This window comes from Novosphingobium sp. RL4 (assembly GCF_035658495.1).
Taxonomy (GTDB): Bacteria; Pseudomonadota; Alphaproteobacteria; order Sphingomonadales; family Sphingomonadaceae; genus Novosphingobium.
The window spans coordinates 1,325,496-1,347,987 of the sequence record NZ_CP141945.1 but is presented as its reverse complement, the minus strand read 5'-3'; the positions used below and the strand labels follow the sequence as shown (position 1 = coordinate 1,347,987).

The 22,492-nt window shown below is 66.3% G+C and carries 21 protein-coding genes; 9 read left to right on the top strand and 12 right to left on the bottom strand.

Annotation, left to right across the window (positions count from 1 at the left end; translation table 11 throughout):
* Positions 1-17: 17 nt before the first annotated feature.
* Positions 18-800: a helix-turn-helix domain-containing protein gene (locus U9J33_RS22920; protein ID WP_054437339.1), complete on the bottom strand. Its 783-nt coding sequence runs from the start codon at positions 798-800 to the stop codon at positions 18-20.
* Between the two features lie 82 nt (positions 801-882).
* Between U9J33_RS22920 and U9J33_RS22915 the strand changes: the two genes are divergently transcribed.
* Entirely contained in the window at positions 883-1,668 is a 786-nt protein-coding gene (locus tag U9J33_RS22915) for a class I SAM-dependent methyltransferase (RefSeq protein WP_324699270.1), read from the top strand.
* A gap of 97 nt (positions 1,669-1,765) precedes the next feature.
* On the top strand, positions 1,766-2,395 hold the full coding sequence (locus U9J33_RS22910; RefSeq protein ID WP_132469516.1) for a LysE family translocator: 630 nt from the start codon (positions 1,766-1,768) through the stop codon (positions 2,393-2,395).
* Between the two features lie 44 nt (positions 2,396-2,439).
* On the opposite strand, the gene U9J33_RS22905 is transcribed toward U9J33_RS22910, so the two are convergent.
* Positions 2,440-4,077 (bottom strand): Na+/H+ antiporter, encoded by a 1,638-nt coding sequence (locus U9J33_RS22905; protein ID WP_324699269.1) that lies wholly within the window; start codon positions 4,075-4,077, stop codon positions 2,440-2,442.
* 262 nt (positions 4,078-4,339) lie between these two features.
* Here U9J33_RS22905 and U9J33_RS22900 point away from each other — a divergent pair, with 262 nt between their 5' ends.
* The gene (locus tag U9J33_RS22900; RefSeq protein WP_292636528.1) at positions 4,340-5,044 is read left to right on the top strand and encodes a glutamine amidotransferase; all 705 of its coding nucleotides are present in this window, start codon (positions 4,340-4,342) and stop codon (positions 5,042-5,044) included.
* On the opposite strand, the gene U9J33_RS22895 is transcribed toward U9J33_RS22900, so the two are convergent.
* From U9J33_RS22895 to U9J33_RS22885, 3 genes are all read right to left on the bottom strand, one after another.
* Positions 5,027-5,686 carry an OmpA family protein gene (locus tag U9J33_RS22895; protein WP_324699268.1) on the bottom strand — a complete coding sequence of 220 codons (660 nt, stop codon included), beginning with the start codon at positions 5,684-5,686 and terminating at the stop codon, positions 5,027-5,029. The genes U9J33_RS22900 and U9J33_RS22895 overlap by 18 nt on opposite strands.
* Positions 5,683-7,521: a cation:proton antiporter gene (locus U9J33_RS22890; RefSeq protein ID WP_132469517.1), complete on the bottom strand. Its 1,839-nt coding sequence runs from the start codon at positions 7,519-7,521 to the stop codon at positions 5,683-5,685. Before U9J33_RS22890 ends, U9J33_RS22895 begins: the two co-directional genes overlap by 4 nt.
* Positions 7,522-7,605: 84 nt before the next feature.
* Positions 7,606-8,466 carry a LysR family transcriptional regulator gene (locus tag U9J33_RS22885; protein ID WP_324699973.1) on the bottom strand — a complete coding sequence of 287 codons (861 nt, stop codon included), beginning with the start codon at positions 8,464-8,466 and terminating at the stop codon, positions 7,606-7,608.
* A gap of 107 nt (positions 8,467-8,573) precedes the next feature.
* On the opposite strand from U9J33_RS22885, the gene U9J33_RS22880 reads away from it, so the two are divergent.
* Complete coding sequence (locus U9J33_RS22880; protein ID WP_324699267.1) at positions 8,574-9,599, top strand: bile acid:sodium symporter family protein; 1,026 nt, start codon at positions 8,574-8,576, stop codon at positions 9,597-9,599.
* On the opposite strand, the gene U9J33_RS22875 is transcribed toward U9J33_RS22880, so the two are convergent.
* The 5 genes from U9J33_RS22875 to U9J33_RS22855 are packed head-to-tail and all read right to left on the bottom strand — an operon-like array spanning position 9,556 to position 13,536.
* The gene (locus U9J33_RS22875) at positions 9,556-10,473 is read right to left on the bottom strand and encodes a hypothetical protein (protein ID WP_324699266.1); all 918 of its coding nucleotides are present in this window, start codon (positions 10,471-10,473) and stop codon (positions 9,556-9,558) included. The two genes, U9J33_RS22880 and U9J33_RS22875, sit on opposite strands and share 44 nt — an antisense overlap.
* Positions 10,470-11,807, bottom strand: coding sequence for a lipopolysaccharide biosynthesis protein (locus tag U9J33_RS22870; protein ID WP_186000084.1), 1,338 nt, complete (start codon positions 11,805-11,807; stop codon positions 10,470-10,472). Before U9J33_RS22870 ends, U9J33_RS22875 begins: the two co-directional genes overlap by 4 nt.
* Before the next feature lie 14 nt (positions 11,808-11,821).
* Positions 11,822-12,547, bottom strand: coding sequence for a nucleoside triphosphate hydrolase (locus U9J33_RS22865; protein ID WP_324699265.1), 726 nt, complete (start codon positions 12,545-12,547; stop codon positions 11,822-11,824).
* A 34-nt stretch (positions 12,548-12,581) separates the two neighbouring features.
* Complete coding sequence (locus U9J33_RS22860) at positions 12,582-13,355, bottom strand: hypothetical protein (protein ID WP_324699264.1); 774 nt, start codon at positions 13,353-13,355, stop codon at positions 12,582-12,584.
* Positions 13,356-13,362: 7 nt separating this feature from the next.
* Positions 13,363-13,536, bottom strand: a complete 174-nt coding sequence (locus U9J33_RS22855; RefSeq protein ID WP_165913286.1) for a hypothetical protein — start codon at positions 13,534-13,536, stop codon at positions 13,363-13,365.
* Between the two features lie 56 nt (positions 13,537-13,592).
* Here U9J33_RS22855 and U9J33_RS22850 point away from each other — a divergent pair, with 56 nt between their 5' ends.
* From U9J33_RS22850 to U9J33_RS22840, 3 genes are all read left to right on the top strand, one after another.
* The gene (locus tag U9J33_RS22850; RefSeq protein ID WP_054437353.1) at positions 13,593-14,261 is read left to right on the top strand and encodes a response regulator transcription factor; all 669 of its coding nucleotides are present in this window, start codon (positions 13,593-13,595) and stop codon (positions 14,259-14,261) included.
* Positions 14,258-15,631, top strand: coding sequence for a HAMP domain-containing sensor histidine kinase (locus tag U9J33_RS22845; RefSeq protein WP_324699263.1), 1,374 nt, complete (start codon positions 14,258-14,260; stop codon positions 15,629-15,631). Before U9J33_RS22850 ends, U9J33_RS22845 begins: the two co-directional genes overlap by 4 nt.
* Before the next feature lie 155 nt (positions 15,632-15,786).
* The gene (locus tag U9J33_RS22840; RefSeq protein WP_324699262.1) at positions 15,787-16,098 is read left to right on the top strand and encodes a hypothetical protein; all 312 of its coding nucleotides are present in this window, start codon (positions 15,787-15,789) and stop codon (positions 16,096-16,098) included.
* A 94-nt stretch (positions 16,099-16,192) separates the two neighbouring features.
* On the opposite strand, the gene U9J33_RS22835 is transcribed toward U9J33_RS22840, so the two are convergent.
* Entirely contained in the window at positions 16,193-16,876 is a 684-nt protein-coding gene (locus tag U9J33_RS22835) for a murein L,D-transpeptidase catalytic domain family protein (protein WP_324699261.1), read from the bottom strand.
* A 129-nt stretch (positions 16,877-17,005) separates the two neighbouring features.
* Here U9J33_RS22835 and U9J33_RS22830 point away from each other — a divergent pair, with 129 nt between their 5' ends.
* Complete coding sequence (locus U9J33_RS22830) at positions 17,006-17,458, top strand: hypothetical protein (protein ID WP_054437358.1); 453 nt, start codon at positions 17,006-17,008, stop codon at positions 17,456-17,458.
* A 142-nt stretch (positions 17,459-17,600) separates the two neighbouring features.
* A complete protein-coding gene (locus tag U9J33_RS22825) occupies positions 17,601-18,926 on the top strand; it encodes a replication-associated recombination protein A (protein ID WP_420719923.1) in 1,326 nt (441 codons plus the stop codon).
* Positions 18,927-18,933: 7 nt separating this feature from the next.
* Here the strand turns inward: U9J33_RS22825 and U9J33_RS22820 are convergent, their stop codons facing one another.
* Positions 18,934-21,771, bottom strand: coding sequence for a PAS domain S-box protein (locus U9J33_RS22820; protein ID WP_324699972.1), 2,838 nt, complete (start codon positions 21,769-21,771; stop codon positions 18,934-18,936).
* Positions 21,772-22,492: the final 721 nt, after the last annotated feature.

The following is a 22,492-nucleotide window of genomic DNA, read 5'->3' as shown; positions in this document are numbered from 1 at the left end:
GGCGGGCCGGGTGAAGGTTATATGTGCTTTTCCGCCGGTTGCAGGAAGACAACCCGGAAATCGCCGCGCTCAACGTCCGCAAGGGTATGCTGGGTGAAGCGTATCATACCTTCATCGGGGTGGCGAAATGTTCGTGTTCCGCCTTCGCGCGCGAGCACGCTCTGCCCGTCCCACGATTCGCGAAAATCGGGACTGTTCTCCTGAAGCCATTCGACCACCCCGCGCACACGCGGATCGGCAAGGGCATGACTGTAATCCCGGCGGAATTCCGCCAGCAGGCGCGCCGCGCGCTCCTTCCAGTCCGGCAGCAGGACGCGGGCGGCGGGATGGGTGAAGACATAGCGCAGCAGGTTGGGGGCGGCATCGCCCTCGAACAGGCCCACGAACAGGCGCCGCGCCGCCTCGTTGGCCGCGCAGACCGCCCATGCCGGGTCGAGCGCATAGCAGGGCCAGTCCAGCCGCTCGACGAGCGCCGAAATGGCGAGCGGTGCGGCCTGCCGGGCATGGGCGAAGGGATCGACCGGATCATGCCTGCCAGCCAGCGCGAACAGATAGTCCCGCTCCGCCACCGAAAGACTGAGGCCCACCGCCAGCCGAGAGAGTGTTTCGGCGGAAGGGCGCACATCCCGGCCCTGTTCGATCCACGCCACCCATGTCGTGCCGATCGCGGCACGGGCGGCAAGCTCCTCCCGGCGCAGCCCCGGAGTGCGGCGGCGGCGGTCATGCCCTTCAGGCGCCATGCTCTCACGGCGGGTGCGAACGAAGGCGCCCAGTAAACGTCGCTGCTCATCGGTCTGCATGGTCAGCGTTATAACAGGATAACAATGTTCATTGTAACAGGCTATAATCCGGGCGAACGGGACTTCGCAAGGAGATTACCCCATGACCAACGACAATTCCCGCCAAACAGCGGTCCCGCAGGACCGGCACGAACTGGTCGAAAGCCAGTTCGGCACCACCGCCGCCGCTTATGTCACCAGCAAGGTCCACGCCTCGGGCGCCGACCTCGACTGGATCGCCGAGCGCGCCCGCGAGGCCGCGCCGCGCCATGCCCTCGACCTGGGCGCGGGCGGCGGCCATGCCGGATATGCCATCGCGCCCCATGCCGGAGCCGTGACCGCCAGCGACCTTTCGCCCCGGATGCTGGACGTGATCGCGGCCGAGGCGGCCCGGCGCGGGATTGCCAACATCGCGACCCACGCAGCTCCCGCCGAAGCCCTGCCTTTCGCGGACGACAGCTTCGACTTTCTCGCCTGCCGTTTTTCCACCCACCACTGGCGCGATGCCGAGGCAGGACTGCGCGAGGCCCGGCGCGTGCTGGCCCCCGGTTGCCCCGCGATCTTCATCGACGTGATCGCGCCCGCCGATCCCGCCGCCGATACGCATCTGCAGGCGGTCGAACTGCTGCGCGACCTCTCCCACGTGCGCGATTATGCGGCGGCGGAGTGGCTCGCGATGCTGGCACGCGCCGGGTTCGCCGCGAAACGGATGACCACGGCCCGCCTGCGCATGGATTTCGCGGACTGGACCGGGCGAATGCGCACCCCGCCGGAACAGGTGGCCGCGATCCGCGCCTTGCAAAGGGCCGCCAGCAGCGAGGTGTCCGCGCATTTCGAGATCGAAGCCGACGGCTCGTTCACGATCGACACGGTCCTCATCGAGACCTAGGCGGCGTAGACCGACAGGCTTGCGCGCCGCCAAAATCCGATTGCGATGGCGCCGCTCCGGACCTAAGCGAATTCTCCCTTTTAGGCCGAGACGAACGATGACGCTCCAGACCTGGTGGCTCTATGCCTTTGCCGTGTTCCTGCTGTCGGGAACGCCCGGCCCGAACATGCTCCACGTCATGACACGCAGCGTCGAGTTCGGCTTCCGCCGCGCCATGGCCGCGATGGCGGGATGCATGTTGGCGATCACGCTCGTGCTCGCCGCCTCGGCAGCCGGCCTTACCGCGCTGCTCAAGGCGATCCCCGGCGCCTTCGAGGTGCTGCGCTACCTCGGCGTCGCCTATCTCGTCTATCTCGGCATCAAGTCCTGGCGCTCCGACGTTTCCCAGATCGAAGAAGGCGATGACAGGATCGACCGGCGCAGTTCGCCCTGGGCGCTGTTCCGTGGCGGCTTCGCCATTGCGATCAGCAACCCCAAGCTGCTGCTCTTCGCCGCCGCCTTCTTCCCCCAGTTCATCAATCCAGCCGAGCCCAAGGCCCCGCAGTTCGCGGTGCTCGTCAGCACTTTCGCGGTGATCGAGATGCTCTGGTACTGCACTTACGCCATGGCCGGCGGTTCGCTCTCGCGGCACTTGCGCAAGCCCTCGGTGAAGCGCGTGTTCAACCGGGTGACCGGCTCCATCTTCGTCGGCTTCGGCGCCGCACTGCTCACTTCGCGAACGGCCTGAGTGAAAGCTTCGGCCGGTCCGCTAACCGAACCGGCCGAACCGCTTCAGCCCCGGTGACGCGCTTCGGCGAGATCGAGTTCGCGGGTCAGCTTGCGAATGGTCTCGCTGCCGACCCGGCGCTCGCGGATGAGTTCGGCCAGCGCGATCCGCTCCGCCTTGACGCCGACGAGGCGGAAATCGCGGAACAGCAGTTCCTGCGCACGGGCCGCGTCGCTTTCGTCCTCGCTCAACCCTTCGATGCGTTCGCGGTAGAAGTCCATGACGCGGCCACCGGCGGCGGCATAACGGTCGGCATCGCCGCGGTTTTCCGCCAGCGCGTGCGTGTGCCGCTCGATCGCGCAGATCGCCGCCTCGGCCGTGGCGATGCGCGCGGCATCCTCCTCCGCCTGCTTCGACGGTTCGGCCGGCATCGTCAGGTCCTTGAGCAGGACCGGCAGCGCCAGGCTGGCAACTACCAGCGAGACGATAATGACCCCCGCCGCCAGGAAGATCGCCAGATCGCGCGCCGGGAACGGGCTGCCATCGTTCAGCGCGAGCGGCAGGGTCAGTACGCCTGCCAGCGTGATCGCGCCGCGCACGCCCGCGAACGACATCGCCGCCACCAGCCGCCAGTTCGGGCTGCTCAAGCTCACGCTTTCACCCGCCTGACGCTTGCGCAGGATGGTGAACTTGAGCGAAAGCCACACCCAGGCGAAGCGCAGCGCCGCAAGGCCCAGCACGATCGCGACGACATAGAGCCCCAGCCAGCCCGGCTCGGTATGGCCGGTCATCGCGACGGTCCGCTTGGCGCCTGCGAGAATGGCGGGAAGCTGTTCGCCCAGCAGCACGAAGATGATGCCGTTCAAGGTGAACTGGATCGTGTCCCACACCGAGTTGCGGCGCATCCGCGTGACCGCCATGGCCTGGCGCGAGATTTCCGCGAACGTCATGGTCACGCCCGCCGCCACGGCGGCAAGGATGCCGGAGGCGTGGAAGTGCTCGGCCAGCATATAGGAACCGAAGGGGATGAGCAGGCTCACCAGGATCTGCGAGCCGGTATCCTCGCCCCAGCGGCGATTGACCCAGGTCTTCGCGCGCGAGACGACAACGGTGACGGCAACGCCGATCGCAAGACCTGCACCCGCCACCCACAGGAAGTTGAGCGCCGCTGCGCCGGCGGAGAACGTCCCGGTCAGCGCCGCCGCGATGGCGAAGCGAAGGCAGACCAGTCCCGAGGCGTCATTGAGCAGCGATTCCCCTTCGAGGATGTGCATCATGCGCTTGGGGATCGGCACGCGCGCAGCGATGGCCGAGACCGCGATCGGATCGGTCGGAGAAACCACTGCGGCCAGCGCAAAGGCAACAGCCAGCGGCATGGCCGGGATCATCCAGTGGATGAACAGGCCCATGCCGATCACCGTAGTGAGCACGAGCCCCAGCGCCAGTTCGACGACGGTGGAGACGTCCTTGAACAATTCGTCCTTGGGAATCCGCCAGCCATCCAGGAACAGCAGGGGCGGCAGGAACAGCAGCAGGAACAGTTCGGGATTGAGCGACACGCTGTAGGAGGTCGAGAGACCGATCACCCCGCCCAGCAGGATCTGCACCAGCGGTGTCGGCACCGACCATGGCAGCATCCTCGATATCGCGCCGCTGACGACAACTGCCAGCAGCAAGAAAAGTACGACCGAAACTGACTCCAAACCTTAATCCTTTCCTGTTTCTGCCGGGGACCATGGCGGCATGCGTTAAGGATTGCAAATCCTGCATCCGTCTTTTTGGCCCTCCGTGCGCCGCGGAAACGGTTTGAAACAAAGTTGCCGTAACCGCTTCCATCCGGGCGCCTTCGGCACTCGACGGGAATCGCGCGAGCATCTACTGCTCTGGAAAATGACATGCGCATGTCGCCGGGCCGCAAGGCCGGTGCGGCAGGCGCCAATGCCGGAACCCATACGAAAGCGCGCCGTGACGACGAAGACCGCCCTCATCATCCGGCACGTTCCCTATGAAGGCGTGGCCGGCTACCGGCAGCCGATCGAGGCCGCCGGCTACGACGTCGATCGCATCGACGTGACCGATCCGGCCTTCTCCTCGCTCGACCTGCGCGAGCCCGACCTGCTCATCATGATGGGCGGCCCCATGGGCGTCTACGAACAGGACACCCACCCCTGGATCGCCTGCCAGATGCGCCGTCTGGCGTTGCGACTGGAAGCCGGGCGGCCGACCCTGGGGGTCTGTTTCGGCGCCCAGATGATCGCGGCGGCCATGGGCGCGGATGTCTATGCCGGGCCGCACAAGGAAGTGGGCTTCCATAGCGTGACGGTTCACGAACACGTGCCTGACAGCCCGCTGCGCCATATCGCCGGCGTGCCCGTGCTGCACTGGCACGGGGACACCTTCTCGCTGCCGGACAACGTCGAACTGCTGGCCTCGAGCCACCTCTACGACCATCAGGCGTTTCGGCGCGGCCCGAACATCCTTGCGCTCCAGTTCCATGCCGAGATGGGCATGGACCCGCGTTTCGACGCCTGGATCGAGCAATGGCCGGAATCGGTGATCGAGGCGGGAGGAGACGAAGCCTCGCTCCGCGCCGCGCATGACAGCCTTGGCCCGAAGGCCGTGGCCGCCGGTCAGGGCATGATCGCGCAGTGGCTAGAAGGGCTGCGCTGAACCTGCCTCCGGCTGCGGGCCATCCGCGCCCTGCTCCTTGGGCGGCTCCGGCGGGCGAACCTCGATCTCCACGCGGCGGTTCCGGTTCCGCCCTTCGGGATCATCGCTCCCGTCCAGCTTGCGATTGGGCGCGATCGGCCGCGCTTCGCCCATCGCGATCACCATGATCCGCTTGCGATCGACACCCTTGCCCGCAAGGTAATCGCGCACCGCTTCCGCGCGGCGGCGCGATGCCGCCAGGTTCTCGGCGTCGGAGCCGCGCGAATCGCTGTGCCCCCAGAGAGTGACAGGCCCGCCGGCCTGGAAGGTCGGCGTGGCGAGCAGCCCATCGATGAGCGCGCGCCCGGCATCGTCCGGCTTCGCGCCCTTTGCCGGGAACGGCACGACAAGATGCACCGCTTCCAGCGGGGGCGCCTCGGTGGGGCCGACCGCCACATCGTCGCGGATGATCGATTTCTTCGCCTCGTCGGCCGCCTGCACGACGGCCTCGCTGGCGGTGGATTCGGAGATGAGGGCAGGACCGGCTTCATCCGTCCCGCTTGCTCCCGGTGTGCCTTCGCCCTGCCCGCACGCGGAAAGCGATGTGAGCAGCAGCGCCGGCAGGAGAGAGGGGAGGACCGGATACTTGGGCGCGATATTCATGCGACCGCCTCCTTGTCTTGAGTGCTTTCACGCGGCCCTTCCGGATCCCCGTGACGGGACGGGCCGTAGGAAATGATCGTGTCACCGGGCTGGGGAGTGGGACGCGATGCATGAGTGAAAAAGCGGATCTTGCCGTCCTTTCGCAGGAGGAACAGCATGTCCGCCTCGTCCGGCAGTGCAGCCTGGGCATCGGCGAAATCGAACTGCTCGCTGATCCGGGTCTTGCGGAAGGTCCAGCCCAGACGCTCGCGTTCCGCGATCTCGGCAACGCCGAGGCCGGAGGCGAACATGGCGCGCCCACGCAGCGCCTCGGGAAGGCTGCGGTGGTCCTCGTCATCCCCCATGCCGCCAAGCTGGTAGACGGAATCGCGGCCGATATCGGGCGCGAACTCACTGCAGACGAGCGCGTTGTAGGCTTCGCTGTCGGTCGTGGCGACGAGAACCTGGAACTGGGCCAGATCGAGCCGCTCCTCGGTCGATTCCGCCAGGATCTCGCCGTGATAGGTGGATATCCCGGCCTGTCGCGCCGCCGAAAGCCGCTGCCAGCTCGTATCCGCGATCATGACCGGCACGTCGAGCTGGCGAAGCTGGTCCGCCAGCGACAGGCTCCACGGCGTGCTGCCGACCACCAACAGCCCCTTCTTGGTCGCACCCGTGACCTTGAGCCAGCGCGCCACGAAACGGATGCTGAAACCATGCGCCACGATCGTCGCGACCACCACGGAGAACGACAGCGTCACCAGAATGCTGCCGTCGCCGTAGCCGAGTTGGTCCAGCCGGAGGGCAAAGAGGCCGGACATCGCAACCGCCACCACGCCGCGGGGCGCGATCCACGCCACCAGCAGGCGCTCGTTCCAGGGGATCTTGCTGAAAGACAGGCTGAGCAGCACGGTCGCCGGGCGAACCAGGAACAGCAGCGCCAGCAGGTAGGCGATGAAGCGCCACTCGAACTGGCGCAGCACACTGAAATCGAGCGAGGCCGAAAGCAGCACGAAAACGCCGGAAATGAGGAGAACGGTGACGTTTTCCTTGAACGGATGAATGTCGCGCAGGCTGTCGAGCCGCATGTTCGCTATCGCCACGCCCATCACCGTCACCGCGAGCAGGCCGGTTTCCTGCTGGATCAGGTTGGAGAGGACGAACGTGCCGATCACCGCCACCAGCAGGACCGGGGCCTTCAGGTACTCGGGCACATGGCCGCGCGGGAAGGCCCAGGCGATCGCGCGGGCAACGGCATAGCCGATCAGCCCGGCGACGACCGCCGCGGCCAGCAGCGCGGCAAGGACCGAAAGCAGGGTTCCCCCCTCGTCCACCCGGCGCAGATATTCGTAGGTTATGACGGCGCACAGCGCGCCGAACGGATCGTTGACGATAGCTTCCCACTTGAGGATCGCGCGGGGACGCGGCGCCACGTTGCTCTGGCGGAGCAAGGGGATGACCACGGTGGGGCCAGTGACCACGAGAATGCCCGCGAACAGGATCGCCACCGGCCAGACCAGCCCGGCCACGTAATAGCACGCCAGCGTCCCGAGGACCCAGCCGACCGGGATGCCTATGACCATGAGACGCGTCACCGCGCCCTCGGTCTTCCTGAGTTCGCGGAAATTGAGACTGAGGCCGCCTTCGAAAAGGATCAGCGCCACGGCGACGGAAACCATCGGTTCCAGCAGATCGCCAAATGTATGTTCGGGAACGACAAGGCCGGTGACGGGACCCGCAAGGACACCGGCGGCGAGCATGAGGGCGATGGCCGGCCAGCCGGTACGCCACGCGATCCATTGCGCGCCGATACCGAGAATGCCGATCAGCGCGAAGACAAGTGCTTGCTGCTGCATGGGTCCCTATAGACAGCCCCGAAGCCGCCGCGTCCACCCCCCTGTGTCCGAAAGCCTTTTCGAAACGCCGCGTCTTTCCCGCCGCTATACCCGCCCCGCGCTACCGCCCCAATGCAGGATCGTTGCGCAAAGGGCGTCTATCGCCGGGTTGGTCCCGCCCGGTCCGATCACCACGAACTCGATCAGGGGAAGCACGGGAAGGCGCTCGCGCGGCGCGAGGATGGACAGGCCCGGCGGCATCAGCCTGCCGGAATGCGGCATCAGGCCGATACCCGCGCGCGCCGCCGCGCTCAGTCCGGTGAGGCTGGCGCTGGTGAAGGCCACCCGCCAGCTTCGCCCCGACCGCTCCAGCACGTCCAGCGCCAGCGCGCGGGTTACGCTGGGTGGCGGATAGAGCAGGAGCGGCAGCGGCGCGTCCTGAACCAGAGGGAATTCGGGATGGCCCACCCAGACGATCGGCTCCTGCCATACCGAAGTGCCCCGCCGATCGCCCTGCCTCCGCTTGACGAAGATCAGGTCCAACTGGCCCGCGTCGAAAGCGTCGTAGAGATCGTCGCTCAGGCCCGCGCGCAGTTCGAGATCGACATCGGGATGGCGGCGCGCGAAGGCGGCCAGCACATCGGGCAGCGCCGAAAGGACGAAGTCCTCCGATGCGCCAAGGCGAAGGCGGCCCCTCAGCGGTGCGGCGGAAAGGTGGTTCTGCAGCCGCCGGTGCCCATCGAGGATCGCGCGGGCATGGGCGAGCAGCACTTCGCCTTCCGGCGTCAGCATGACCCGGTGCGTGGTGCGATCGATGCACCGCCGGCCCGCCCGCTGTTCAAGGCGCTGCACATGCTGGCTGACGGTGGACTGCCTGATCCCCAGCATCCGGGCAGCACCCGTGAAGCTGCCGAGTTCGGCAACGGCCACGAAAGTTTCCAGCAAGTCCACGGGGATCAGGTCCATAGTCATCATGATATATGATGACTGTTATCCATTCTATCGGAATTGTGAATTTAACAGGCCGTCCCTAGTTCGACCGGGCACTTCGATTCCTACGGAAAGACACGCCCATGACCACGATCCGCAAGGCGCTCTCCCGGCTGCCTGTCGACCGGTTCCTCCTGCTGCTGATTACCACCGTTGCGCTGGCCGCCCTGCTGCCGGCGCGGGGCAGCGCGGCGGGTCTGGTCGACAAGGGCGTGACCGGCGCCGTGGCGCTGCTCTTCCTGCTTTACGGTGCCCGCCTTGCGCCGCAGGCGATCTGGTCCGGCATGGCCAACTGGCGGTTGCAGGCCCTTGTCTTCGCCAGCACGTTCATCCTGTTTCCGCTGATCGGCCTCGGGGTCGGCCTGATCGCACGGGGCCATCTGCCGAACGATGTCGTCACCGGGCTGCTGTTCCTTTGCCTGCTGCCCTCGACGGTGCAGTCCTCCATCGCCTTCACCTCGATCGCCAGGGGCAACGTCCCTGCCGCGCTGTGCAGCGCGTCAGTTTCGAACCTGCTCGGCGTGGTGATCACCCCGCTCCTTGTCGCCCGCGTCCTGCCTGCCGCTACCGGTGGGTTCTCACCCAAGGCGCTGGAGGACATCGCACTCCAGATCCTGCTGCCGTTCCTGGCCGGGCAGGCGATCCGGCCATGGATCGCCGGCTGGCTGCAACGCCATCCCAGGCTGACGGCAGTGGTGGACCGGGGCTCGGTTCTGGTCGTGGTCTACGCCGCGTTCAGCGCCGGGATGGTCGCGGGAATCTGGAGCCAGCTTTCGGTCCCCGGCCTTGCAGCGATACTCGCCATCGACATCGCCGTGCTCGCGCTGGTCATCGCGCTGACCACGCTCGCCAGCCGCGCGCTTTCCTTCCCGGTGGAGGATGAGATCGCCATCGTCTTCTGCGGGTCGAAAAAGAGCATGGCGGGCGGAATTCCCATGGCCACCATCCTGTTCCCCGGGCACGCGGTGGGCATGATCGTGCTGCCGCTGATGCTGTTCCACCAGGCGCAGCTCTTCGTCTGCGCCACCCTTGCCCGGCGTTATGCGGCGCGGAGCAAGGCTCCGGTCATTCCGCCGGCTCCAGCGAAGGCATGCCCCGCGCCGCAATGACGGCGCCGGTCGGGCTTTCGCCCAGGCAGGCCGCCGTCAGTGCCTCAAGCCGGCGGCCGATATCCTCGGGCAGCGGGAAACGATCCCGGTGATAGTCCCGATGCCCGGCACCCGCCTGTTCGACGAGATCGTCGTGCATGCTGCCCATCAGCCCGTTGATCGCGCTCAGGAAGCGGGACATGCGGTAGAGGTTCTCCTCCGGTTCCAGCGTCCGGCGCGTATCGTAGTAGGAGACCTGCCGGCTGACGATCTTGCGCATGACGTGGAAGGCGTGCCCCGTTACCGGACCGCCCGCCAGGGCCCGGTCCAGCCGCGCGAACTCCCTGCGGCGGAAGGCAAGGAACCCGTCCGCATCGTCAAGCCGCACGCGCCGCAGTTCCCAAAGCACCGCCATCCACACGGGCCGAGCCATCATCAGGCGCAAGGCCATGCCGTAGCCCAGCACGGCAAGGCGCCTGCGGTTGCGGAAGGAATCCTGCAAGTGGCCCATCACCGCCACGGTGGAGCGGAACAGCAGCGGCGCCTTGTGCCTTCGGCCGTAAAGCACCAGCGCGAAACGCAATTGCTTGTAGCGCGCGCGGATATGCTTGTAGCGAACGCGGGCATCCTGCGGCAGGTCGCCCGTCAGCACGAGCGTTCCGGCAAGATCGCGCATGGCACCGCGATCGGTCCCCGCGCGCCAGAATTCCACGCAGAGCGAGAGGCAGCGCCGCATTTCCGCTTCCGTGCAATCCACCGGGATCGGATCGGGCAGGCTGACGACGGGATCGACCACATCGTCCATCTCGACCGCCTCGAACAGCGCCTCCAGCGTTTCGGGCGTAAACACCTCTTCCCGGTTCGTCGCCCGGCTCCTGATGGACCGCACCGTCATGCCTGCGCGCCCTGCGCCATGATATGCGAAAGGCGGTGCCGCTCCCGGTAGGCCCAGAGCGTGGGTATCAGCATGAACAGCGCCTTGAGGCATACCCCGGCGACATAGGCCAGGCCCGCCCCGGTAATGCCGAACATGTGGATCAGCGCGAAAAGAAGCACCGCATAGCCCAGCGCCGCACTGCCCTCCGCCACCAGCGAAGACCGCTGGCGCCCGGCCATGTAGAGCAGGGATTCGAGCGGGAAACTGGCCATCGTCACGATCAGCGAAATGGTCATAAGCTGGAGCAGGTCGTAAGCCTCGACATAGCGCTTGCCGAAAACCAGCCCGATCACCGGCTCGCCGCCAAGGATCACCACCAGCAGGATCAGGAAACCGATCGCGCCGGATATGGTCGCGCTGCGTATCGCCAGCTGCCACGGATGGCGGCTGGTCGGATCAAGACGCATGATCTCGGGATAGAAGCTGCGGGACAGCAGGTCGGCCGGCTTGCTGGCGGAATCGAAGAAGGTCGCCGCAATCTTGAACAGGCCCGCGCTCGTCGGGCCGAGCATGGCACCGACGATGAGATTGCTCACCGGACCCCACGCCGCCCAGATCGAGTGGGCGAAGTTCGTCGTCCACACGAAGTCCCAGGCCCCGGCAAGGCGGCGGCCGGGACCGAACAGGCCGGGACGCAGCGCACCGCGAATGCCCTTCCGACGCAGTTCCTGCACTGCCATGAACCACAGGCAGAGGTCGCCTGCGAGATCGGCGATGTACCAGGTGAGCACGAAGCCGGCGAAGCCGAAGTGCCCGAAATAGGAGATCGCACCGCCGACCGCACGCAGCAGCGGGGTCGCCAGTTGCTGCACGGCGATCTGGTCGAACCGGTCCAGCACGCGCAGGATGCCCGTGGGCGTCGCCGCCGTCATCGTCGGGATCAGCGTACAGTAAAGCATCGCGAGCCCGACATCGTCGGCGCCGATGCCGAACCATGCGGCAAGGAACGGCAGCAGGACCAGCCCGCCCGCAAGACCGACAAGCCCGCTGGCAAGGTCGAGCCCGAATGCGAAGCCGGTCACGTCGCGCAGTTCGTCCACGTCGCCCCGGCCCAGCGCCGGGGCGCCGTAGCGCACGATGAACTGCCAGGTCTGGAACTTCACCAGCGCGCCTACGCCATTGGCATAGGAATGGATCAGCACCAGCGTGCCGAACAGCGCCGGGCTCATGCCGCGCCCGGCGCAGGCCAGCGCAACGAGGCCGAGCAATGCGGCCACCAGCTTGCTGGAACCGAGGTAAGAGGCATTGCGGACGATGGTGCGGAACACCCCATCGGCAAACCATTGCTTCATGGGCAGGGTCCTGATCACGCCGCGCGCTCCTGCAACGGCGATGAGGAAGGCGCCTCGTTCCGGTCAAGGCGCTCCTCGATGGCGGCCTTGGCAAGCATGAGCACCTCGGCAAGGGGCTGCTCCGCATCGATCTCGACGATGGGAGCGCCCTCGAACGTCAGGAGCGGCACGTCCGCGATCTTGCGGGCGAGCGAGGACAGCCGGTGGTCCGGCTTGCGCGCCACCGCCACGTCGAGCGAGACGTTGAGACGGATCACGAGGTCGGGGCGGTTCACCACCATCGCCTCGTAGCGGCGGCGCTCCGAGCGGGCGAGCAAGCCCACGAGACCAGACCGGCCGGCACTGGCAAGTCCCAGCCCGTCCATCGGCCCGGGCACGCCCAATTGCGGAAAACGGTCGGCGATGATGGCATTGCCTTCCCGGCGCAGCCGCATCATCCGGCGGAAACGGCGCACGCGCCGCATCGAGAACGCATAGATCACCAGTGCCGCCAGCAGCCCGGGGCCCTTGTCGGTCTGGGCTTTCCGCGCCTTGGCATGGATCGACTTGTCGAGCTTACCGCCCAGCAGCGGCAGGCGCGCGATCCGGCGGCCGATATTGCCGGACTGCTTGCCGAGATGGCAGATCTGCACCGGTTGCCGCTCCTCCAGCCAGGCGCGCAGTGCTTCGGTCACGGTCGACTTGCCGGAACCATCGCAACCGATAACGGCGATGAGGGGCGGTAGAGTTGTCTTGTTCATCGTAAGGCCTGAATGAAAGATCGTCGGCAAAGGATCAGCTGTGCAGCCCGTACCGCCGCAACACGGCGAGAACGGTTTCCAGCACTTCGTGATAGGGGCGGGTCGCATCGACATCGACGATCTGCGCGCCGCCGAAACGCAGCGTGGGTACGACGGCCAGCTTCTTCTCCAGCATGTCGCGCTGGTGATCGGACTTGCGCGCAAGGGCAGTATCGACATCGACGTTGAGGCGGATCACCACGGTCGGCCGATAGGAGGCCATGTCGTCGTAAAGCGCCCGTTCCCGCGCGGCGAGACGTTCCACCACAGCCGAACCCCTGCGTTTCCACGAAAGCCCAGGGCCATCGAAGCTGCCGGGAACTTCCGCCTGCGGATAGCGGTCGGTAATGACCTGGACGCCGCCCCGGCGGTAGTCGAGCACCTTGCGGAACCGGCGGCCCCGCGCCAGCGAAAAGCCGAACATGGCCAGCGCCGTGGCAAGCCCGGGCAGGCGCTTGTCCGGCCCTTCGTGCGCCTTCTTTGCCTTACCTGTGAGAAACCGTTCGGCAAGCCGGCCGATCAACGGGAGTTCGCCGATCCGGCGCCCCAGATCGCCCGTGCCGAGCCCGAGATACATCGACCGCGTGGGAGACTGCCGGTCCAGCAGCGCAACGAGATCGCGCGCAAGCGTGGACTTGCCCGAACCGTCGCAGCCGATAAGGGCCACGCAGGGCGCCAGAGCGCCCCGGCTTCGCACCGGCACACTCCCGAAAGCGGATTCGAGGGAGGAATAGGACGCGATCTCTCGCGGGGACTTGTGTATCGTCATGTTTTCGTTAGCCGTTCCTGTCGCCGTCCGCAGCGTTTTCGCTTCCGGAAACGGCGCCTGCGTTCAGGTCGATCAGCGCCCCTAGGCCGCGAAGCTGATGCGAAGCTGATGGCGCAAAAAAGATCTCTCGCGGTTTGACGGGCGGCTGGAAGCTGGCGTAGTCCGGCGTTTCGCGAGCCAAGGCTCAAGCCTTGCCGGTCCCGTTGCCGGGCGTTCAATCTCGCTGGGAGCCGTGCCTTGCCCCGCCTGCTGGTTGCGGAAGACGATCTCGATCTCGGCGCCGCGATGAAGCGCGCTCTCGAACTCGACGGATACGTGGTCGATCACTTCATGCGCGGCGACGAGGTTCTCGCCGCCGCCAGCGTCAGCCCCTACGACGTGATCCTGCTCGACATCGGGCTGCCGCAAATGTCCGGCCTCGAAGTGCTCCGGCAGCTTCGCTCCGCCCGCAATACTGCCCCCGTCATCATCATCACCGCGTTCGACCGCACCCAGCACCGCGTCGCCGGGCTCGATGCCGGAGCGGACGACTACGTGGTGAAGCCGGTGGACCTCGAGGAACTCGCCGCGCGCATCCGTTCGCAGCTTCGCCGCAAGGACCGCCGGCAGGATAACAGCGTGAGCATCGGCGACGTCACGCTGGATTTCGCCGGACACGTTGCCTCGCTGGCAGGAGAGGACGTGGCGCTGACCGCCAAGGAATACCGTGTGCTGGCCCTGCTCATGCGGCGCAGCCGGCGTTTCGTGTCCAAGGCCGATCTCGAGGGCGAGCTTTACGACCAGGATCACTGGGTCGAATCCAACACGGTCGAAGTCGCCATCTCCTCCCTGCGGCGCAAGTTCGGGCGCGATTTCATCCGGACGGCGCGCGGCCTCGGCTACATGGTGGGGGGGCAGGAGACGTGAAGCGGCCCTCGCTCTCCACCCGGCTCTATCGCCGCGTGCTCCTGCTACTGGCGCTGACCGGACTGGGGATGGGCACCGTAATCTACACCGTGGCCAACCGGGAGATCGGCCGCGCATCCGACGCCCAGCTCGTGAACGCCTCCCGCCTGCTCTACATGATGATGCAGGACGAATTGACAGCAGGCGTGCTGGCCGCCCGGGGAACGGGGCTGGCGGACGACGATCCGCTGCTCTCGCCCGAAGAGCGCAAGGCGTTCCACGCATCCTACGACTGGTGCATGTTCGCCGTGTTCTGGGATGGCAGGCCGGTTGCCCAGTCCGGCTGGGGAGCGCCGGTCAGCCAGGTTCCCCGAGCCGCGGGGCTCCACGATTTCACCGCGGTCGGTGATCGCTGGCGCAGCTATGGCCTGCCCGGCCGCGACCCTCGCCTGCTCGTCGTCGTGGCAGAACGGGACGCCATGCGCGAATTCTCGATGGTGCCGGTCCTGCGCAAGCTGGCGCTGCCGCTGATCCTGCTGATCGGCGCGGGCATGGTGGTTCTCTGGTGGACCCTTCGCAAGAGCCTTTCTGAAGTGGAACGGCTGGCTTCCACACTCAATGCGCGCTCGCTCGCCGATCTCACGCCGCTGGTGCCGGATGACTGGTCGCGCGATCTCGGGCCGCTGATCATAGCGCTCAACAAGCTCTTCTCGCGGCTCGATCAGGCTTACGAACTGGAGCAGGCCTTCACCGACGACGTTGCCCACGAACTGCGCACCCCGCTCGCGGCGATCCGCGCGCAGGCGCAGATCCTGCGCAAGACCGCGCCCGCCGAACTGCGGGACGATACGGGACGGCTGCTGGGCGTCGTGGACCGGGCGAACGACCTGATAGACGGGATGCTCACGCTCGCCCGGCTCAATGCCACGGCAGTTTCAAGCCGCTCGGTCGATGTCCATGCGCTGGTGGCCGATGTCGTGGCGGAAACCCTGCTGCACCTGCCCGCCGATGCGATGGAATTCACGGTCACGCCCGATCACATCGTCCGCTGGCGGTGTGATGCGGCATCGCTCCAGATCGCGCTGTCCGCCGTGATCGACAATGGCGTGCGCCATGCCCGCGATGGTGGCCACATCGACATTGCGATCGTGCGCGGCGCGGATCGGCTGGTGGTGACCGTGGGGGACCGGGGCGACGGCGTTCCAGCGGCGGAGCGCGAACGCCTGCTCCGCCGCTTCGAGCGCGGCTCTTCGGCATTTCCCGGCAGCGGCCTTGGCTTGTCGATCGCGGTGAAGGCGATGAACCTTGCCGGCGGATCGATCCGGCTGGAGGACCGGCAGGACGGCCCAGGCCTGCTCGTCATCCTCACCCTTCCCGCCGCTTCGGAGTAGATGCCGCGCGCCCGGCACAAGAGGCGTTTACTGACGATCCCATGCCGCACCGGCGGATTTCCGCAAAAATGTGCAACGAAACACACGGTACAGCGTTCTTTATGGGCGCTGAAGTGATATGATCCGTTTTGGCAGTAATCAGCACGGGGACACGAATGCCCAAAGACGCAACGGTTTATTCGATCGATTCCACTAACGCACGGACCGCCGCGTCCAGAACGCCTTTAACCGATCAACTCAGTGCAATTCTCGCCAAGTTAAGTGAAGCCATGGTCGAAGCCGATGATATATCGCTCGATTTCAAGGGAAAACTTATGGTTCACCTCGATGTAAAGCGGGGCGAGGACCTTCCATTGGTCGAAGCGAAGCTTTCCGCTCTGGGTAACGGCATGTTCTCGCAGGTCAGCCGCGGCGCAACGCCGCATCATCCTTTTTCGCACCGCGTGACGGCGCTCGTCACGATCTGACGCGAAAACGCCGCAGGGCTGCGCCGATCGGCGGCCGCGCCGGTCGGCCGGGGATGCGCCGAACTCCCTTGGGGTGCGCTACCCCTGGGGGAAATCAACCGAGCTTGGCGGCGTAGATCAGGCGTCCTTCGCCGAGATGGTCGAATGCGCGGTTAAGCAGGCTGTCCCCCACCGCAAGGCAGCCCTGGCTACGGCCGAGCTTGCCATGCGCACCGATCATGTTCGGTTCGGCATACCAGGCCCCATGGACAACGATCGCGCGTTCGAGCGCATTGCTGTTGGTGGGATCAAGACCGACAAGCCGCTGTGAACGACCGTGCGCGCCAAAATAATAGTCCGAAGTGAGGAACGCGCCTTCGCTGCTCGCGTTTGACCCGGGCCGGTTCGAAAAACGCTGGAGCCAGCCGGTGTGCGCGGGATCGGACCCGCTGCCATGCGCGACATGCAGCGACGTGACCTTGCGGTTTTCAAGGTCAACCAGATGGAGACGCGGCTGCGAGGACGATGCCGAGAAATCGACGATGCCGATTCGGTCTCCCTTCACGCGCCCGCCATGCCGGTTCAGCGCCGCCATGGCGGCATGGAACAGCGGCGCTGCGACCGTTTCGGGTTGATAGGGCCCACGCGGCACGGGAAGCGCCGCAGGTGCGACGGGGGCCACGGAACCCGGGCGCGGAAGCACCAGCGAAGGGGCACGCGGCCTTTCCGGAATCGCGGTGGCAATGGCGCGGGCGGCAGAGGAGGAGGTCGCTGCGAACGCGGTCGCTGCAACGATCATGTTTCGGCGGCTGAATTTCATATCCACCTCGCCATATAGCGATTCTGTCGACAAAGTCTTGGCCAGTTTCGCATCCATCGTCACAAGCTGTTGCCCAGCCACCCCAAGGCGAGAAGGGAAGGATACATCATGACGGCAGGGCGTTCCGCACATCTTTCGAGTGAGGATTATCGCCAGGCGATTGCCCTCATCATTCGCAACATACAGAAATCCGGGGAATTATCCGATGGCCAACTGGCTACCCGTCTGGATTGCTCGAACGGCACGATCCGCAATGCGCGCAGCCGCGCCACCAGCCTCGATCCGCTGATCCTGGCCCGGATCGAACGCGAATTCGGCCCGGGCGCCATCGACCCTTTCCTCTCGCTCGCGCAAGTTCGGGCGGTTCCGCTGGCCACCGCCCGCCCGCAGATGGACCCGGTCCTCGCCATCGTCGAGGCGCTGCACCGAATCGTCGAGGCCCAGTCAGTGGACAGTGACGGCGGGTCGCGGATCACGCCGGTGGAACTGCGAAAAATCATCGAGGAACTGCGCCACGGCCGCTCCGCGCTCGACGCGCTGATCGCACGCGCCGAGGCCTGAAGGCTGTCCCGACGGGGCCGGTTCTTCAGGACAGGAGCGGTTCGTTTCAAGCGCCATCCCGCCATTCTTGCCATGGCCAGCCATCGCTCTATGAGGCGAAACCGCTAGCGCATGTGCCGAATACCCGGCGGATCGAGGGATGATGAGCGACCTGTTCGATACTGGAACCCGCCCGGGCCGGGTGCCGCTGGCAGCGCTGCTGCGACCGGCGACGCTTGACGAGGTGATCGGCCAGGGAGCGGTTGTCGGCCCCGGTTCGATCCTGCGGCGCCGGATCGCGGCGCGATCGCTGGGCAGCGTCATTCTCTATGGCCCGCCCGGCATCGGCAAGACCTCGATCGCGCGGGCCGTGGGCGCGATGCTGGGCAAGGAATTCCGCCCGCTCAACGCCACGCGCGCGGGTGTCTCCGACTTGCGCCGGATCGCCGACGAAGCGCGGATCAAGCCGGTGCTGATCTTCGTGGACGAGGTTCAGAGGTTCTCGGCAACGCAGGCGGACGATCTGCTGGCACTCTGCGAGGACGGCGTGGCCGACTTCATCGGCGCCACCACCGGCAATCCCTATCACGTCCTCACCCCGGCGCTGGTTTCCCGTTCGACTATCCTCAAGCTGGAGCCGCTCAGCATCGAGGAGATGGAGCGGGTGGTCCAGCGCGGGATCGACCATCTCGCGGGTGAAGGCATCGAAGTGTCGATGACGCCGGAGCAGCGCCGCATGGTCGCCGGGCGTTCCGGCGGCGATGCCCGCCGCGCGCTGACGACGCTCGAAAGCCTGGCGGTGGGGCACGAAGCGGATGGCCCGCTGCGGATCACGGACGAGATGCTGGCGGAAGCCTATGTCTCCGCTCCGATCAACCACGACCGTTCCGGCGATGCCCATTACGACATCGTTTCGGCCTTCATCAAATCGATGCGGGGTTCGGACCCCGACGCCACGCTCTACTGGCTCGCGCGCCTGATCCACGGCGGCGAGGATCCCCGTTTCATCGCACGGCGGATCATGATCCATGCGTCCGAGGACGTCGGCCTGGCCGACAATACCGCCCTCCAGACCGCCGTTGCCGCAGCGCAGGCGGTGGAAAAGATAGGCTATCCCGAAGCCCAGATCGTCCTGGCCCATGCCGCGCTGCACATCGCCCGCGCACCGAAATCGGGCTCGGTCACGCGCGGAATATCGCAGGCTCTGCATTTCGTCGGCTCGCAGCCGCCCGCAAGCGTGCCCCTTCATCTGCGCGATGCCCATTACAAGGGCGCCGCCGCCCTGGGCCATGTCGGCTACAGGTTCCCGCATGACGACCCGAGGGGCTGGGTCGAACAGGAATATGCGCCGGGCCTCGCCAGAGGCGCATTCTATCAGAGCGACGCCCGTAGCGCCCCCACCTTCGAGCGCCGGGCGGACGAATACTGGACCCGCACCACCGGTACGCCGCAGCCCCGCCGCCTTCCCGGCGACGATCCATCGGCCTGACAGGCGTTCACCCCCCCACGAGTTCCCGGATGCGGGCGGTGAGGGTTTCGACCGCGAAGGGCTTCGTCAGCACTCTCATCCCGGGTTCGAGATAACCGTTGCCGATCACGGAATTCTCCGCATAGCCGGTGATGAACAGCACTTTCAGGTCCGGGCGCACCACCCTGCCAGCGTCCGCCATCTGACGGCCGTTCATCCCACCCGGAAGGCCGACGTCGCTCACCAGCAGGTCGATCCGCACATCGGACTGGAGCACCTTCAGACCGGCGGCACTGTCCGCCGCCTCGATCACGGTATAGCCAAGGTCTTCCAGCACGTCGGTAATCAGCATCCGCACGCTGGGCTCGTCATCGACGAGCAGCACGGTCTCGCCCGCCTCTGCGCCTGGCAGCGGGGATTCGACAGCGCTGCCGCCCTCTTCCACCGCATCACCGTAATGGCGGGGAAGATAGATGCAGACGGTGGTTCCCTCTCCCACCTCGGAGTATATCCGCACTTGTCCGCCCGATTGCTTGGCGAAGCCATAGATCATCGAAAGACCAAGTCCGGTGCCTTGCCCGATCGGCTTGGTGGTGAAAAACGGATCGAACGCCTTGGCGATCACGTCAGGCGTCATGCCGGTGCCGGTGTCCGTGACGCATAGCGAAAGATACTGGCCTTCGGGCATGTCATGCGTGCGCGCGCCATTGCGGTCGAGCCACTTGTTCGCCGTCTCGATGGTGATCCTGCCGCCATCCGGCATCGCATCGCGAGCATTGATGCAGAGGTTCAGGACCGCATTCTCGAGCTGGCTCGGGTCTACCAGCGTCAGCCACAGCCCGGCTGCCCCCACCGTTTCGACCGCGATCGACGGCCCGACCGTGCGCTGGATGAGATCGGTCAGTCCGCTGACCAGGGCGTTCACGCTGGTCGGCCGGGGGTCGAGCGTCTGGCGGCGGGAGAAGGCCAGCAGCCGGTGCGTGAGCGCGGCGGCACGCCGCACCGAGCCCTGCGCCGCCACCACATATTTGTCCACGTCGGCAAGGCGCCCCTGCTTGAGGCGGATTCCGACCATTTCCAGCCCGCCGGAAACGCCGGCCAGCAGGTTGTTGAAATCATGGGCGAGGCCACCCGTGAGTTGCCCAACGGCCTCCATCTTCTGAGACTGGCGCAGTTGTTCCTCCGCCTTCATCAGTTCGGCCGAACGCTCGGCGACGCGCTGCTCAAGCGTTTCGTTCAACGCGCGCAGCGCCGCTGCGGCCCGGTCGCGCTCTTCCTCCACGGCGCGGCGCTGATCCACATCGAGCAGGACCCCCGGGAAGCTCAGCGGCGTGCCATCCGGCGCGTGATCGACCCGCCCGTTCGCTTCGATCCAGTAGTAGTGGCCATCGCTGCGCCGCACGCGGTACTGATGCGCATAGCCGCCGCCACGCGCGATCGCATCGCCGATGGCCTCGGCAAATCCGGCCCGGTCGTCAGGATGAACGGTAGCGGCCACTTGATCGAGGCTGAGCCCTTCGCGCGCCAGTTCCGGGTCCAGACCGACCGCGCGGGCGAAAGGTTCGTCCACCGTGAAGCGGTCGGTGGGCAAGTCCCACAGCCAGGTTCCGATGATCGCGCCCGCAGACAGCGCAAGCTGCACGCGTTCGATGTTCTCGCGGGCCAGTGCCTCGCTGGCCCGCATGGCCTGCTCGGCCCGCCTGCGTGCCTCGATATCGCGGAACAGCACGGACACCTGCTTGCGTTCCGGCGGCTCGACCCGCGCCGCCGAGACTTCGATGTGCCGCCCCGCCGCCGCGAAATATCGCTCGAAGCGCACGGGCTCGCCGGTCTCCAACACCCTGCCGTAAAGCTCCAGCCAGCCGTCCGCGCCGGTCGGGTCCACTTCGCGAAGCGTCATGCCCACCACGCCGGAAATGCCGGAGTGGCGCTCGTATCCGGGATTGGCCTCGACATGGACATAGTCGCTCATCGGGCCATGGGGCCCGTCGATGAACTCGATGATGCAGAAACCGTCGTCGATGGCTTCGAACAGGGCGCGGTACCGGTCCTCGCTGCGTCCCAGTGCAGCGATCGCCTGCCGCTTCGCGGTAATATCGCGCGCCACGCCCACAAAGCGAAGCGGCACACCGGCATCATCGAACTCCATGACCCCCTTGCGGGCAATCCAGCGCACATCCTCGCCTTCGGCCGCGCGCACGCGGTACTCCACTTCGCCCGAAGCCTCGCCGCGACTGCGCGATGCGGCCGTGGATGCGAGATGACGGTCTTGCGGCACGATCCGCGTCTCGATCACCGAGGCGGGATAGCGGTCCTGCACCGGCATTCCATAGAGACGGCAGAACTCGGGCGTGGGGATCAGCACATCCTCGGCGATCTCGACGGTGAAGAGGCCGATGCCTCCTGCCTCCTGCGCCTGCCGCAACCGCGTCTCGGCGGTAGCCAGATGCTGCGCGGCAAGGTGCTCCTCGGTCCGGTCCCTCAGAACCTTGACATAGCCGATGTGCCGTCCGGCCTCATCGCGCAGGGGCGACATCTCGCCGCTTCCCCAGAAACGTTCGCCGCCGCGTCTTTGATGCCAGCGCTCGTCCGAACCGCCGCCCCTGGTCGCCGCGTCGGCCATCTCGCGCTCCGGCACGCCGGCCTCGCGGTCCTCATCCGTGAAAACAGTCGCGATGGGCTGGCCCACGATCTCCCTCTCGGACCAGCCGAACAGGCTCTCGGCCCCGGCGCTCCAGTCGGTGATCATGCCCTGAAGGTCGGTCACGACGATTCCGAAATCGCGCGCACTGTCGACGATGGCGCGATGACGCGCCCGTTCGCCGTCGGCCTCGATCGCGGCCCGGCGCAGTTCCAGCGCGGTCATCGTTTGCCTTGCCAGCACCCGCAGTGCCTGTTCCTGCACCTCGTCCAGCGCCCGGGGCTCATAGTCGAGCACGCAGAGCGTTCCGATCGGCAACCCCTCCCCGGTCTTGAGCAGGGCGCCCGCATAGAACCGCAAGTGCGGCTCGCCGGTGACAAGGGGATTGCACTCGAACCTGGCGTCTCGCCGCGCATCGGGAACGAGGAGAAAGTCCTCTTCCAGCAGGGCCTTGGCGCAGAACGAGGTTTCCAGCGGGGTTTCCCGGACCCCAAGCCCGACCTCGGCCTTGAAGAACTGGCGCCCATCGCCGATGAAATTGACGACCGCGATCGGCGTCCCGCAGATCGCCGCCGCCAGGGACGCCATTTCATCGAACGCCTGTTCGCGGGGGCTATCGAGCACATCGTACCGGGCCAGAGCCGCCAGACGCATCAACTCTTGATCGGCAACTTCGTTCATGCGGCGTGGCTCTGGCGGTCCTGAGAGATAGGTAAAGTCGGGTCGTCGGCGCGCGATGTCCAATCGGCATCCGCAGGAAAACCTGCGGAAGGCCTGCTGGTTTCATCTCCGGCATAAAAACACGGCCCGAGGACCGAACGGCGGCATACCGCAAAAATCCATCCGTTCCCCATGACTTGAACGAAGGAGGATCGTCCGGCAATGCTCCTCAACCGAAGATTACCGGAATGTCGCTCGCGGCATGCCGGTTTAGGTGGTATCGATC